Annotated in this window: 10 protein-coding genes; 2 read left to right on the top strand and 8 right to left on the bottom strand. The window is 62.6% G+C overall.

Annotated features, from left to right (window positions below; translation table 11 throughout):
- Nucleotides 1-34 precede the first annotated feature (34 nt).
- Both N4Q37_RS14650 and N4Q37_RS14645 read right to left on the bottom strand, forming a co-directional pair.
- Nucleotides 35-3,115, bottom strand: a complete 3,081-nt coding sequence (locus N4Q37_RS14650) for an efflux RND transporter permease subunit (RefSeq protein WP_260958720.1) — start codon at nt 3,113-3,115, stop codon at nt 35-37.
- The gene (locus N4Q37_RS14645; protein ID WP_260958719.1) at nt 3,112-4,221 is read right to left on the bottom strand and encodes an efflux RND transporter periplasmic adaptor subunit; all 1,110 of its coding nucleotides are present in this window, start codon (nt 4,219-4,221) and stop codon (nt 3,112-3,114) included. Before N4Q37_RS14645 ends, N4Q37_RS14650 begins: the two co-directional genes overlap by 4 nt.
- A gap of 201 nt (nt 4,222-4,422) precedes the next feature.
- Between N4Q37_RS14645 and N4Q37_RS14640 the strand changes: the two genes are divergently transcribed.
- Together N4Q37_RS14640 and N4Q37_RS14635 are read left to right on the top strand one after the other, a co-directional pair.
- Entirely contained in the window at nt 4,423-5,883 is a 1,461-nt protein-coding gene (locus N4Q37_RS14640) for an efflux transporter outer membrane subunit (RefSeq protein ID WP_260958718.1), read from the top strand.
- A 70-nt stretch (nt 5,884-5,953) separates the two neighbouring features.
- Entirely contained in the window at nt 5,954-6,739 is a 786-nt protein-coding gene (locus N4Q37_RS14635; protein ID WP_260958717.1) for an SDR family NAD(P)-dependent oxidoreductase, read from the top strand.
- Nucleotides 6,740-6,842: 103 nt separating this feature from the next.
- Here the strand turns inward: N4Q37_RS14635 and N4Q37_RS14630 are convergent, their stop codons facing one another.
- The 6 genes from N4Q37_RS14630 to N4Q37_RS14605 form a co-directional block, all read right to left on the bottom strand.
- Nucleotides 6,843-8,114 carry an OmpP1/FadL family transporter gene (locus tag N4Q37_RS14630; RefSeq protein WP_260958716.1) on the bottom strand — a complete coding sequence of 424 codons (1,272 nt, stop codon included), beginning with the start codon at nt 8,112-8,114 and terminating at the stop codon, nt 6,843-6,845.
- 51 nt (nt 8,115-8,165) lie between these two features.
- Entirely contained in the window at nt 8,166-8,945 is a 780-nt protein-coding gene (locus N4Q37_RS14625) for a thioesterase family protein (RefSeq protein ID WP_260958715.1), read from the bottom strand.
- A gap of 235 nt (nt 8,946-9,180) precedes the next feature.
- Nucleotides 9,181-9,801 (bottom strand): TetR/AcrR family transcriptional regulator, encoded by a 621-nt coding sequence (locus N4Q37_RS14620; RefSeq protein WP_260958714.1) that lies wholly within the window; start codon nt 9,799-9,801, stop codon nt 9,181-9,183.
- A gap of 136 nt (nt 9,802-9,937) precedes the next feature.
- Nucleotides 9,938-11,575, bottom strand: coding sequence for an alpha,alpha-trehalase TreA (gene treA, locus N4Q37_RS14615; RefSeq protein WP_260958713.1), 1,638 nt, complete (start codon nt 11,573-11,575; stop codon nt 9,938-9,940).
- Nucleotides 11,576-11,692: 117 nt separating this feature from the next.
- The gene (locus N4Q37_RS14610) at nt 11,693-13,303 is read right to left on the bottom strand and encodes a gamma-glutamyltransferase family protein (protein ID WP_260958712.1); all 1,611 of its coding nucleotides are present in this window, start codon (nt 13,301-13,303) and stop codon (nt 11,693-11,695) included.
- A gap of 61 nt (nt 13,304-13,364) precedes the next feature.
- Nucleotides 13,365-14,144: an amino acid ABC transporter ATP-binding protein gene (locus tag N4Q37_RS14605; protein WP_260958711.1), complete on the bottom strand. Its 780-nt coding sequence runs from the start codon at nt 14,142-14,144 to the stop codon at nt 13,365-13,367.

The following is a 14,144-nucleotide window of genomic DNA, read 5'->3' as shown; positions in this document are numbered from 1 at the left end:
TCGATGCTCATGACCAGCAGCGGCATCCGTTTGTTCATGCCAGCCGCGCTGTTTGAGTTTGCCCCGCCGTGGCGGGATGGATCTTGAACCAGATGGAATACATCGCCGGTAGGAACACCAACGTCATGAGGGTGCCGGCGAACGTGCCGCCAATCAGGGTGTAGGCCAGCGTTCCCCAGAACACCGAGTGCGTCAGGGGGATGAACGCCAGGATCGCCGCCAGTGCCGTCAGCAGTACCGGACGGGCGCGCTGTACCGTGGCTTCGATGACCGCGTGGAACGGGTCCAGCCCCTCCTTCGCGTTGTGATGGATCTGCCCGATGAGGATCAGCGTGTTGCGCATGAGGATGCCCGAGAGCGCGATCAGGCCGACCAGGGCGTTGATCCCGAACGGCTGGTGGAAGATCAGCAGCGTCGGCACCACGCCGATCAACCCCAGCGGCGCGGTGAGGAACACCATGATCATCGCCGCGATCGAACGCACCTGCACGATGATGATCAGCAGCGTGATCGCAATCATGATCGGCAGCAGCGGCAATATGGCCATGCCGGCCTTGCCCGACTCCTCGATGGCGCCCGCCTGCTCGATGCGGTAGCCGTCAGGCAGCGTGTCGATCACCGGTTGCAGTTGCTTCATGACGATGCTCGACACGTCCGGCGGTTGCTGGCCTTCGGCGATGTCGCCCCGCACGGTGATGGTGGGCGTGCGGTCGCGGCGGCGCAGGATCGGATCTTCCATGCGCACATCGACCTCGCCGACCTGGGACAGCGGAATGCGCTGCCCCGCCGCGCCCACCAGGGTGAAGCCTTCTATCCGGGCCGGATCGAGACGGATCTCGCCCGCCGCGCGCCCCACCACCTGCACCGAACGGATGTCCTCGCGCACCGAGGTGATCGGCACCCCCGTCAGCAGGAATTGCAGTTGCTGCGCTACGGCACTGGAGGTCAGGCCCACGGCCTGCAAACGGTCCTGGTCCAGGTTGAAATGCAGCGTCGGCGTCAGCGGTCCCCAGTCCGTGTTGACGGTGCGCATCAACGGGCTCGCCCGCATCACGTCCTGGACCTGGGCAGCGATCTCTCGCAACGTCACAGGGTCCGGTCCCATCACCCGGTACGCCACGGGAAATGGCGAGTACGGCCCGAACACCAGTTGGCTCACCCGGACCCGCGCCTCCGGGGCCAGTCCCTGGGCCACTGCCTCGCGCAGACGGAACTTGAGGGCCTCGCGCGCCTCCTGGCTGTCGGTCAGCACCACGATCTTGGCGAATGACGGATCCGGCAGTTCCGGTGCCATGGCCAGGAAGAAACGCGGCGCGCCCTGGCCGACGTAGGCCGTGACGATCTTGGCTTGCGCCTGCTGTTGCAGCCAGGCCTCGACCTTGGCGGTGGCGGCGCTGGTCTGCTCGATGGCGGTGCCATAAGGCATTTGCACTTCCACCAGGACTTCCGGACGGTCCGAAGTGGGAAAGAACTGCTTCTTGACCAGGCCCATGCCGAGAATCGCCACGATGAAGGCCGCGATCACCGCACCGGCCACCGGCCATTTATGGGCAATGACCCAGGTCAGGAGCCGACGAAAACGGTTGTAGCGAGGCGTGTCATAAATGGCGTCATGGCCGCCCTCGACTTCCGCGATGTGGGGCAACATCTTCACCCCCAGGTAAGGCGTGAATGCCACCGCCACCACCCAGGAAGCGATCAGCGCGATGCCGACGATCCAGAACATGTTGCTGGTGTATTCGCCGGCGGTCGACTGGGCAAAGCCGTTGGGCAAGAAGCCAATGGCGGTCACCAGCGTACCGGAGAGCATCGGTGCGGCCGTATGGCTCCACGCGTAGGCGGAAGCTTTGATGCGGTCGTAGCCCTCCTCCATTTTCACCACCATCATTTCGATCGCGATGATGGCGTCGTCCACCAGCAACCCGAGCGCCAGGATCAGCGACCCGAGGGTGATGCGGTCGAAGTTCTTGCCAGTGGCCGCCATCACCACGAACACCACGGCCAAGGTCAACGGCACCGCCGCCGCAACCACGATCCCGACGTGCCAGCCCATGCTGATGAAGCAGACGACCATCACCACCAGCAGCGCGACGAAGAACTTGATCATGAACTCGTTGACGGACGAGTCGATGTTGACCGACTGATCGGTGACTTTGCTCAGCGTCATGCCCAAGGGCATGCCTGCGTTGATCTTGCTCGTCTCCGCATCCAGCGCCTTGCCCAAGTCCAGTCCGTTCCAGCCCTCGCGCATGATGATGCCCAACAGCAAGGCCTCTTCGCCGTTGTTGCGCACGAGGAACGTCGCCGGGTCTTCATAACCGCGCTCGACGGTGGCCACGTCGGAGAGCTTCAGCGTACGGCCCTGGATCGCCAAGGGCGTTTCACGGATTTTCGCCAGTTTGTCGAAGGCGCCGTCCACCCGCAGGAAAACCTGCGGGCCATTGGTTTCGATCGAACCGGCGGGTGTGAGCACGTTCTGGCTGTTCAGCGCGGCGAAGATGTCCTGGGGCGATACGCCCAAGGTGGCGAGCCGATCATGGGAAAAGGAAATGAAGATGCGCTCGGCCTGCTCGCCGATGATGTTGACCTTTTTCACCCCCGGCACGTGCAGCAGGCGCTGGCGCAATGCCTCGGCATCGCGCACCAGCAGGCGCTGCGGTTCACCCTTGGCCTTGAGGGCGAACAGCGCGAAGGTCACGTCCGAAAATTCGTCGTTGACCATCGGTCCGATGACACCCGCGGGTAGCTTGATGGCTTCGTCGTCGAGTTTTTTACGGGCCTGGTAGAACTCCTCCTGCACTTGCGAGGGCGGCGTGCGATCGAGCAGCGACACCATGGTGAAAGCCAGGCCGGGTCGGGTGTAGGTTTCCGAACGGTCGTACCACTTCAGTTCTTGCAGGCGCTTTTCGAGGGGCTCGGCGACCTGGTCCTGCATCTCTTGCGCCGTCGCGCCCGGCCAGGCGCTGATGACGGTCAATTGCTTGACCGTGAACGGCGGATCCTCCGCACGCCCCAACTTGAAGAACGCCAAGGTCCCCGCCACTGCGATCAGGAAAATCAGGAACACCGTGATAGCGCGCTCGCGAACAGCGAGCGCCGACAGATTGAGGCTCATTGGCCGCCCCCCGCAACCTTCACGTCACCCGGCAGGATCAGCCTCACCGGCTCGCCTTCGTGCAGCAAATGCGCGCCCAGCCCGACAATGCGCGCACCCACGGCGAGATCACCGGTGACGCGCGCGAAGTCGTCGCTCAGCCCCAGGACTTGCACCGCTCGCCAGGTGACTTTGGCCGGCTCGCCGTCGATCACCCACACGCCGCTGCCTTTGCCCGGATCGTACAACGCCGCCATCGGTACTTGCAGCACCGGCCCTTGGGCCGCACCGTCGGCGATGCGCAGGGTGACGGTGGAGCCCAACGGCGCGTTGGCCAACGCGCCCTCCAACACATAGCGCGCCTCGAAGGTGCGCGTCACGCGGTCAGCGGAATCCGAAAGGAGCCTGAGCCGGGCGGTGACAGCCGCAGTGCTGTTGCCATACAGCGTCGCCTGGGCGCTCGCCCCGACGGCAGGCCGCAGCGTTTCGGGCAATTGCACGACGGCCTCGCGCTGCCCGGCCCGCGCCAGTCGAACCACCGGTTGACCGGGGCTGACGACTTGTCCGGGCTCGGCGAGCGTGTCCATCACCACGCCATCGGCATCGGCGAGCAACATGGCATAACCGGACGCGTTACGGGCCACGTCGGCCTGCGCTTCGGCAGCGCTGAGCTGTGCCTTCGCGGTGTCCGCCGCCGCTTTGATCTGGTCGTAGCCCGAGGCGGAAATCGCCCCGGCGGCGACCAGCTCGCGATACCGCGCCTCGTCATCGGCGGTCTGTTTGGCCCGGGCACGCGCGGCGGTGACCGCCTCTTGCTGCGCACGGGCCTGCAAGCCCAGGTCGATGGGGTCCAGGCGCATGAGCGGCTGACCTTTTTTCACGCTTTGACCGGCATCCACCAAGCGCTCCAGCACTTTGCCAGACACGCGAAAACCCAGGTCGCTCTGCACACGCGCCGCGACAACACCGCTAAAGGAACGCGAGAGATCTGACGAACCCCGCACTTCAGAAACCCGCACCAAAGGCGCGAGCGTGCGCGGATCTTCAGCGGTGGAGGAATCGCCACACGCCGTCAGGACGAGAGGTAACAAGCAAGCGACGAGCGTGACAGGTCGGAGCCGGAGCATAGGTTCCCTACTTAGAAGCGAATATATGATGGAGATCATATATTCAAAGCAAGTGACCACAATTGTCAATAGTCACACACTAGCACAAAACGTCAGCCGGCCATTTAGCAGATTAACGGCAACATCTGCATGAAATAAATTGACAGGTAGTGACCATTATTTAATATGGTCACAAACCATTTTTCATCCCAGAGAACCTCGATGCCTTCCTTCCGTCCCCTAGCTCTTTTGGTGAGCACCAGCCTGATGGCAGGTTGCGCGGTCGGTCCGGACTACCAGCGTCCGGACGCTCCGCTTTCGGAGCATTACTTGGGTCGGCCTTCTGTCGAGCAGCGGTCTGCCACGACGCCGGCCGATCTCGAAACGTGGTGGGAAGGTTTTGATGATCCGCTACTGACCCGCTTCGTCTCCCAGGCACTCCAACAGAACCTCGACTTGATGCAGGCTTCGGCGCGGGTCGCGCAAGCCCAGGCAGGCCTGGGCGCCGCCAATGCCGCGTTGCTGCCGTCGGGAAACATCAGTGGCCAGGCCGCTCGCGCCTATCAGTCGGTCGAGACACCTCTCGGCCAGATACTCGATTCAAGGCCTGGTTCTGATCGATACGCAAATGCCTACGGGCTCGACCTGGGGGCCAGCTGGGAAGTGGATCTGTTTGGTGGCCTGCGACGCGCACGAGAAGCCGCGCTGGCCGAGTACCAGGCCTCCCGAGCTGGCGCCGTCGCTACGCGACTGGCCGTCGCGGCGCAAACCGCCGATATCTACATCACCTTGCGCGGCTTGCAGTCCCGGCTGGAGATTGCCAACCAACAAGTCAAAACCCAGCAGGACCTGTTGGCAAAAGTCCAATTGCTCTATGGCAAGGGCCTCGCCGCTGACTACCAGGTTCGCCAGACCGAGGGCTCGTTGGCGCAGGTCCAGGCGACAGTGCCAGTCCTGCAAACCGGTCTCGAAGCGGCGATGAATGCCCTGGATGTCATGCTCGGCGCACCGCCAGGCACCCATCGCGCGGAACTGGCCAATACCGGCAGCATTCCGCTTGCGCCAGCCATCAAGGCCACCGGGACGCCCGCCGATCTGTTGCGCCGCCGACCCGACCTCATCGTCGCCGAGCGTCGCCTCGCCGCCTCCAACGCGCGCATCGGCGAAGCCGTCGCCGAGTACTATCCCAAGTTTTCCCTCAGTGCATTGCTCGGCAGCGCCACCTCCGTCTCCGCGGGGCACCTGTTCTCCAACGGCGCCAGCCAGGCGACGGGGACGCTGGGGCTGCGCTGGAGACTGTTTGACTTTGGCCGCATCAATGCCCGGATCGATCAAGCCAAGGGGCAGGAAGCCGAAGCCTTGGCCGCGTACCGTCAATCGGTCTTGCGTGCCACCGAGGACGTCGAGAATGCGTTCTCCGCGCTGGTGAACCGGCAAGCCCAATCCACCACCCTCGTCGACGGCGAGACCTCGCTGACCAAGGCTCGCCGATCGTCGTTCATTGCTTATCAGAAAGGTACGGCCAGCCTGATCGATGTCCTGCACGCCGACGAGACGGTGCTGCAAGTGGCCGACGCGCGGGCACAGGCGCAAACGGAATCGGCCCGGGCGGCGGTCGCGGCATTCAAGGCGCTTGGCGGTGGCTGGCAACCGCTTGAGACCCAACCGTTGGCCACGCGATGACTTGACCCGATGCCGCGCTTTTCCGACGCACCGCCCTCTTCTTTCAGCCCGACAATCAGAGAACAGCGACATGAAATCTAATGAAAATGCCTGGGTGCTCATCACCGGCGCATCGAGCGGCTTCGGCGAGGAATTCGCGCGACAATACGCCGCCCAGGGCAAATCACTGGTCCTGGTGGCACGCCGGCTGGATCGGCTCGAAGCCCTGTCACGGGAATTGCGTGAACGCTTCGGCGTGACGGTGATCGTCGAGCAGGTGGACCTGTCCTCGATCGCGGCGGTCGTCCAACTGCACCAGCGACTCAGCGAGCGCAATATCGTGATCGATGTGCTCATCAACAATGCCGGCCATGGTTTGCAGGGGCCTTTCCTGGACCAGCCCCTGGATGAATCCCTGGCCATGATCGACCTGGACATCGCCAGCCTGACCGCCATGACCCACCTCTTCGCGGCCGACATGCGCACCCGCAAACGCGGACAGATCCTGATGGTCGCCAGCCTGCTGTCCTTTCAGGGCGTCAAGCACTTCGCCGTTTACTCGGCGGCGAAGGCCTATGTGTTGCGTTTCTCCGATGCGCTCCATCGCGAACTCAAGCGCGACGGTGTCGTGGTCACGGCCCTTTGCCCGGGCATGTCCGACACCGGGTTCGCCGAAAGCGCCAGGCAGAAACTCACGCCGATCTTGCAAAAGGTAATGATGCCGCCTCAACCGGTCGTCAGTGCCGGCATCCGTGCGCTGCAAGCCGGTCGCATGAGCGTCGTGCCGGGCTTTGGCAACAAGGCCATCACCGTCTTGACCTGGGCCACGCCACGACGCTTTCATCAGGCGCTCATGACCCGCGTCATGGGCGTCTGAGGCGGCGCCGGGATATTTCCGAGGAGTCATGCCGGGTGAGAATCAAAAGGCCGGGAGGGGCAACATGCCCTCCCGGCCTTTTGTCAGCGAAAACAGCGGTCAATCAAAAGCGATAACTGACAGACGCCCCCAGACCGCTTGCGCTGTTTTTGTATTTGGCACTGTAGGCGCCCCGGGTCGCGGAGACCTCGTTGATACGAACGCTCTCCTCCCACAGATAGGAATAGGCGACGTCGATCGTCACATCGTTCACTGGCGTCCAGCCCGCACCGAAGCTGATCACCTTGCGATCGCCCGTCGGGATCCGTGGTCCGCGGTTGGTATTGTTGGCCGGTGACTGATCGACCGAAAAACCGGTGCGAAGCACCCATTGGTCATTGAGCCGATAAGCCGTGCCGATTGCATGAGCCCACGTGTCGTGCCAGTTCTGTTCTTCGGAAACAGTGCCCAACTGGCCGGCCAGTATCGGCGGCAATCCGCTGTTTTCAATGGTCAACTCCTTGAAGCGACTCCAACGTGTCCAGGTACTCCCCAGGTACAAGGTCCAGTCGTTATTCAATTGATGGGTCACCGAGAAATCCACGGACTCCGGGGTATCCACCTCCAGCGAAGCGTCATAGCTGCGACCGCTGACGCCCAACACACCAAAGATGCCATCAGTCACCTTGCTCTTGGCATCCAATTCATAGCTGACCTTGGAATGGTAGGTCATGCCCAGGCGGGTTCGATCGGTAGCCTGCACCAGGATACCGGCGTTGAAACCCAGGGCTGTGTCGTCACCGTTGCTTTTGAGTTTTCCGTCATTACGACCAGGGCTCAGAGGATTGAGCACCATCCCGGACAGCTCGCCGCTGATGCGGTTGATGGTCGGACCGAACCCGATGGAAACCCTGTCGTTGAAGGCATAGCTGATGGTGGGCTGGAACGTGAGTGTCGTGACCTCGCTCTTGTTGGCGTAGTAGCGTCCGGCGAAACCACTGCCATAGTCGGTTCTCAACCCGAACGGCACGTAGAACCCGATGCCGAACGCCCAATGCTCATCGATGGGCTTGACGTAGTACCCCATGGGTACTGTGGTCGTGGGCACCATGTCTCCGTCCTCCTGCCCGCCGAAGGTGCTGCGGGTCTGGCTGATGTCAGACTTCGCGAACAACGCCGCAACCCCCACGCTGACCTGTTCTTGTTTCAATCGGGACATGCCCGCCGGATTGCCGAAGACGGTGCTGGCGTCTTCTGCGGCGGAAGAGCGACCGGCAAATCCCGACCCCATCCCACTGATGCTTTGTTCGTTCAACGCGAAACCGCTCGCCATCACATGAGAAGTGGCGAGCGCAACAGCGAGACCCAGCGGGGTCCTGAGCATGGTTTTTTTCATTATTGGAACTCTTGGGCCTGTAGCAAGGGGTAGTAGAACGGTTGAGTTGTGTTACGTAAAAATCGCCACGGTCTGACGGCCCCACAGCACACGCCGACCGTCTTCGTCCCAGATTTCCATGTCCTGGAGCGAGTAGCCTTCCTGCGCCTGCTGACTGAAAGAGCTGATCAGGAACCACTCCCCGCTGACGGCCGGCTGCGGCAGGTCAATCGTCCAGGAGGCGGAACTGAGGGCTGCGGGCTCAGTGAAGCAAGTCATGGCGGCGGGTGGCAGACTGTCAGCCAGCGCAATCAGCGCGACCGCCGGGTCTACGCCCTGGGCATCCAAATGGCGAACCCACATCAATAATTCGGGATTGTCAGCGCCGGACACCGGCAGCGAACCACCCGCCGGGCGCATTTCGAAGTTATAGGCGCAGGCCGGTGCGACACGACTGTCCAACTGCAGCGTTGCGTACCGCGATGGCCCATCGACCAGCGGACGCCCCCAGGCGTCGTGGGTGATCTTGCTTGCCCGTGGCTTGGCGAACAGCAGGGTCGTGCGCAACGCAAGGTCATTGCCTGAGAGACAGTCCACAGAGACCGAGGTGACCGATCGTCCCTGGCGCAACACGCTGACATCGAAAGTCTGGTCCTGGTTGACCGGACCTATGAATGACACTTGCGCGGACTTGAACGGAGGAAACCCCACCGGTTGCCGGCACAAGACTGCCTGCAACGACAATGCCGCGGACAGACCGCCAAAAATCGTGCGGCCCTGCTGCCAATTGGGAGGAGAAACGAACGGCACGTCTGGATCAAATTGCGCCAGCACCTGGGCAAAGCTCCTCATCGCGAGGCTCCCGGTTCCGACTGAGGGAACACACCACGCAACAGGATCAAAGGGCAATAGCGGCACTGGATCATGGCGATCCTCCCAGAGGACAGATGCGCCATGTTTATTCAAGTGACCATATTAGTCAACAGTCACAACCCGTAATACCACGAGGCAACGCAAAGACCGGGAATGTACCCGGCCGGAACGTGCAGCTTTGATCTACGGATGCATGGAATACCTCAAGCCAGGCTTATGGCATGAGGCTTCGCAAGATGAGGTTGGCCGTGAGGGTCGGTGCTTCTTCGACGTAGTCGAGATTGTATTGCAGCAGCAATGGGTTGACGAAAGGCCGCAGGGCAAAATGGATCGCGTCTACGGTTTCATCCAGCGGCGTCTTGCGTTCGAACTCTCCGAGTTCGCGCCCTTCCCGGATGATCTGCACGATGAAGCCTTTGATCCGCGCGTCATATCCCTGCGAACTGGGCCAGCGCTCCGAAGCGGAAAACGCGGCGATGTCGTAGAGTTTGCGCTCGTTGAAGAACAGGTCCGCGCCTGTGGTGGTAAGCGTCCTGATCAAGCGTCGCAGGCGTTCTGTCGGCGAGAGGCCGTCTTCATTGATGGCCTGTTCAACGGCCGCGATCATTTCGCCCAGGCAATTGGTGCAGATGGCCTCACCGATGGCCTGCTTGGAATCGAAGAACTTGTAGATGTAGGCCTTGGAGAAACCAATCGCCTTGGCCAGGTCGGAAACGGTGGTTTTAGCGTAACCGTACTGGCTGAAATGTTCGTTGGCCGCCGCGACGATCTGGGTTCGGATGTCGTGATCGGCTGGGCCACGAGCGCTGGGGGAAGAGATGGATGGCTGATTCATGCCAGCAGCTTACGCATCCCCAAGGCGCTTGACAACTTGTGACTAAATCGTCAACTGGTCATGAAATACCGAGATGCCGTCGGCACCTGCCCTCTTCCCCCCCATCAGGCAGGCGCCACGTGACCCGGCAAGCGCTTTATTCCGTCCCCTCTGCACAAGCCTTCGGAGCAAGGGTGCCCAAGCGTTTCATCAGCCTGAGCGTTACCCCGTTGGTCCAGCCGAAGCCGTCCTGCAATTCATATTCACCACCGCCGCCGCCGTTCCCCTGGCCGGACAAGTCATATTTCTCTACCAGTTTGTCTTCCTTGCAGTAGAGGTTTTGCACCTGTTGCAGGAAACGGCTGCCAATCTGTTGCGCCAGGGCCGTTTGCTGGTAGCGGTCCAGACCCTCCACCGCCACCCATTGCAGCGGAGCCCACCCGTTGGGCTCGTCCCACTGCTGGCCGCTGCTCACCTGGGTGGTGGCGATACCGCCTGGACGCAACAGGCCTTCGCGCACCGCATCGGCCGTGCGGCGGGCATGCTCGGCGGGAGCCAGGCCGGTGTAGAGCGGGAACAACGTCGCGGCAGTGAGTTCCGGGCGCTGGCGGTTCAACTGCCAGTCGTAATCCACGTAGTAACCGCCCTCGTCGTCCCACAGGTATTTCTCGATGGTCTGTCGGCGGCGATCGGCGCGCTGGTCGTAGGCTTGGGTACAGGCGTTGTTCTGGACGGTTTCACAGGCTTTGGCAATGGTGCGCTCCAGGTGATACATCAAGCTGTTGAGGTCCACGGGGACGATGGCGGTGGTGCGGATGGTCGCCAGGTTTTTCCCGTCGCCCAACCAACGCGAGCTGAAGTCCCAGCCGCTCTCCGCGCCGGCGCGCAGGTCTCGCCAAACCTCTTCCCGAGGCCGGTCGACGGCCTGCTCGGCAGTCTTGACGTCCTGCAACCAGGACTCCTGGCGAGGCGACGCGCTGGCATCCCAATAGCGATTGAGCACACTGCCGTCGGCCAACTTGACGACATGCCGGGCAGCCGATCCGGCCTTGAGTGCCTGCTCTCCAACCATCCAATAGGCGTACTCCTTCTGCATTTGCGGCAGGTATCGCCCGTAGGCCTGTACGCCTTCGATGTGCGCCTGCAACGCCACCATGTGGGCAAAGAACGGTGGCTGCGACCGGCTCAGGTAGTAGTTGCGATTACCGTTGGGGATGTGACCGTAGGTGTCGATCATGTAGGCGAAATTGTCGGTCATCTGGCGAACCCGTGCAGTTTCACCGCTTTGTTCAAGGCCAAGCAAGGTGAAGTAGGAGTCCCAGTAGTACATCTCGCGAAAGCGTCCGCCAGGAACGACATAGGGTTGCGGCAAGGGCAACAGGCTGCTGTGGGCCGGCACCTCACTGTTGGTTCGGCTCAGCACCGGCCAGAGATTGTCGATGTGCTCGCGGATCGGGGCGCCGGGTTTCGGGGCCGGGCTTTGTGCTTGCCCGGACTTGATGAAATTGTCGTTCACGAATTTCTTGAGATCGAAGCCCGCGCTGTCGCGACGGGCCAGGTAATCGGCGTTGATTTTCGCCGGGTCACCCTTGGGCAGCGCATCCACGAAGTGCTTCTGGTCGGTGAACAGCTGGCCTCGCTGCACCGCTTCAAACAGCTCCGGGTAAACCTGGTCGGGGGCCGGGTTGGCGCGACCTTGGGCATCCTGGTAACTCCAGGTCGCGGTCGGTTGGCTCGAGCAAGCCACGCACAGCAGCGCGGCGAAGGACAGGCAGGTGAGATCCATCGGTCGCATAATGCAGCTCCATCATGTTGTCGTTCCTGACAAACGAGTGACATGAGGAGATGGACCGGGTTCATTAAATTCCCGGGTCGCTCGGGCAGGCCCCAGCAGATGCCTGCCCGAACGCGCCTACCACACCGCGATATGGGAGTCCGCCCTGGGTTCGGTACCGCCACACAGCACCCCGCTGAGTGGATCGCGCAGGATGATCTGGCCGCGCCCGTAATCGGTCAGGTCGCTGGCTATCCGCACCCGGTGACCGCGCCGCGCCAAGGCGTTGGCCAAATCGGCTGAAGCCCCGTGCTCGATGCCGACCTTCATGTCGCCCAGCCATTGCCAGCGTGGAGCATCCAGGGCTGATTGCGGGTTCAGGCCGAAGTCCACCAGGTTCATCACCATCTGCACATGACCCTGGGGCTGCATGTAGCCGCCCATCACGCCGAACGGTCCGAGGGCCTCGCCGTTGCGGGTGAGGAAGCCCGGAATGATGGTATGGAAGGTTTTCTTGCCCGGGACCAGGCAATTGGCGTGGCGCGGATCAAGGCTGAATTCCTGCCCCCGATTCTGCAGGGCGATCCCACTGTCGGGCAGCACCACGCCGGAGCCGAACCCGTGGTAATTGCTCTGGATGAACGAGACCATGTTGCCCTCGCCGTCGGCGGTCGCCAGGTACACCGTGCCGCTGGCATGGGGGTCGCCTGGCGCGGGCGGCCGGGCCTGTTCACCGATCTCGGCGCGACGACGGGCGCTGTAGGCGTCGCTCAGCAGGTCGGCCACCGCCACGCGCATGTGCCGCGGATCGGTGATGTAGTGCAGGCCATCGCTGTACGCCAGTTTCATAGCCTCCAGTTGACGATGCCAGGTCTGCTGGCTGTCGCGGTGATCGAATTCGAAACCCTCCAGGATCTTCAGGGCCATCAAGGCCACCAGGCCCTGCCCGCTCGGCGGGATTTCCCAGACGTCGATGCCCCGGTAATTGATGTGGATCGGCGCCACCCATTGGGCACGATAATCCTTGAGGTCGGAGGCCCGCAGGTAACCGCCGCTGGCCCGGGAATGGGCCTCCAGGCGCTCGGCCAGGGCGCCGCGATACAGGCTCTCGCATCGGGTGGCGGCCAGTTCTTCGAGGGTGCGGGCCTGGGCCGGGTTGCAGAAAATCTCTCCGGCCCGTGGCGCGCGCCCCTCGATGAGGAAGGTTTCGAACCAGGCTTCCAGGACCGGGTCGCGATGGGGCGTGAACTCGTTCAGGGCGGTTTGCCATTGATGGGCAACCACCGGCGACAGTGCAAAACCGTCCCGCGCCAGGCTGATCGCCGGTTGCAGCAACTGGGCAAAGGGCAGCTTGCCAAAGCGTTGCGACAATTCGGCCCATGCCGACGGACATCCCGGGACCGTCACCGGCGTCCAGCCATAGAGCGGCATCTGCTCATGGCCAGCAGCCTTGACTGCCTCGATATTCAACGCCGCCGGCGCGTGGCCATTGCCGTTGAGGCCATGCAACTGCCCCTGGCACCAGACCAAGGCGAAAGCATCACCGCCAATGCCACAACCGGTGGGCTCCACCACCGTCAATGCCGCCGCCGTGGCGATGGCGGCATCGATGGCGTTGCCGCCCTTTTGCAGGATCTCGATGCTCGCCTGGGCCGCCAAGGGCTGGGACGCGGCCACCATGCCGCGACGGGCGAAAACGCTCTGGCGTCGCGACGGGTAAGGGTACTCGTGAGCAGAAAACTTCAGCATGGCAAAAAGCTCTTCAAGACAGGAATGGATTGACCGGACGCAGGATGTGCGGCCTTGGCGCTCACAACACCCGACTGAGAAAAGCCCGGGTGCGCGGATGAGTGGGGTGACAGAAAATCTGCTCCGGCGGCCCTTGCTCGATGAGTTCGCCCTGATCCAGGACCACCACGCGGTCCGCCACTTCGCGGGCAAAGCCCATCTCATGGGTCACCACGACCATGGTCATCCCCTCCTCGGCCAACTCCTTCATGACCTGCAACACCTCGCCGACGGTTTCCGGGTCGAGGGCACTGGTGGGCTCGTCGAACAGCATGGCCTGGGGTTTCATCGCCAGCGCACGGGCAATCGCGACCCGCTGCTGTTGCCCACCGGAGAGCATCGACGGGTAGTGGTTGGCCTTGTCTGCCAGGCCAACCCGCTCCAGCAGGCTGCGAGCCTGGTCCAGGGCGGCGGCACGCGGCATGCCGAGCACCTGGATAGGCGCCTCGATGATGTTCTCCAGGGCCGTCATGTGGGGGAACAGGTTGAAGCGTTGGAACACCATGCCGATGTCCCGACGCTGGCGGGCGATGTTGCGCTCCGAGTCACGCACCAGGCTGCCATCGGCCCGCTCGCGGTAACCCATGGCCCGGCCGTTGACACGGATACGCCCGCCCTGGATGTCTTCCAGCAGGTTGATGCAACGGATGAACGTGGTCTTGCCGGAACCGGAGGCGCCGATCAGCACCACCACTTCGCCACGACGTACTTGCAGGGAAATGCCCTTGAGGATGTGCAGGTCGCCATAGGACTTGTGCACATCCAGCGCTTCGATGATCAGCTCTTCGCTCTTGTGCGCCAT

The organism is Pseudomonas citri (assembly GCF_025336485.1).
GTDB classification, from domain to species: domain Bacteria; phylum Pseudomonadota; class Gammaproteobacteria; order Pseudomonadales; family Pseudomonadaceae; genus Aquipseudomonas; species Aquipseudomonas citri.
Note: the sequence above shows the minus strand (reverse complement) of the source record. Positions and strands in the feature narration are given on the sequence as shown.

Excerpts from the sequence above, each read along its gene's own strand:
- N4Q37_RS14650 (WP_260958720.1), bottom strand. The coding sequence starts at position 3,115 with ATGAGCCTCAATCTGTCGGCGCTCGCTGTTCGCGAGCGCGCTATCACG.
- N4Q37_RS14645 (WP_260958719.1), bottom strand. The coding sequence starts at position 4,221 with ATGCTCCGGCTCCGACCTGTCACGCTCGTCGCTTGCTTGTTACCTCTC.
- N4Q37_RS14640 (WP_260958718.1), top strand. The coding sequence starts at position 4,423 with ATGCCTTCCTTCCGTCCCCTAGCTCTTTTGGTGAGCACCAGCCTGATG.
- N4Q37_RS14635 (WP_260958717.1), top strand. The coding sequence starts at position 5,954 with ATGAAATCTAATGAAAATGCCTGGGTGCTCATCACCGGCGCATCGAGC.
- N4Q37_RS14630 (WP_260958716.1), bottom strand. The coding sequence starts at position 8,114 with ATGAAAAAAACCATGCTCAGGACCCCGCTGGGTCTCGCTGTTGCGCTC.
- N4Q37_RS14625 (WP_260958715.1), bottom strand. The coding sequence starts at position 8,945 with ATGAGGAGCTTTGCCCAGGTGCTGGCGCAATTTGATCCAGACGTGCCG.
- N4Q37_RS14620 (WP_260958714.1), bottom strand. The coding sequence starts at position 9,801 with ATGAATCAGCCATCCATCTCTTCCCCCAGCGCTCGTGGCCCAGCCGAT.
- treA (WP_260958713.1), bottom strand. The coding sequence starts at position 11,575 with ATGCGACCGATGGATCTCACCTGCCTGTCCTTCGCCGCGCTGCTGTGC.
- N4Q37_RS14610 (WP_260958712.1), bottom strand. The coding sequence starts at position 13,303 with ATGCTGAAGTTTTCTGCTCACGAGTACCCTTACCCGTCGCGACGCCAG.
- N4Q37_RS14605 (WP_260958711.1), bottom strand. The coding sequence starts at position 14,144 with ATGGCGCACAAGAGCGAAGAGCTGATCATCGAAGCGCTGGATGTGCAC.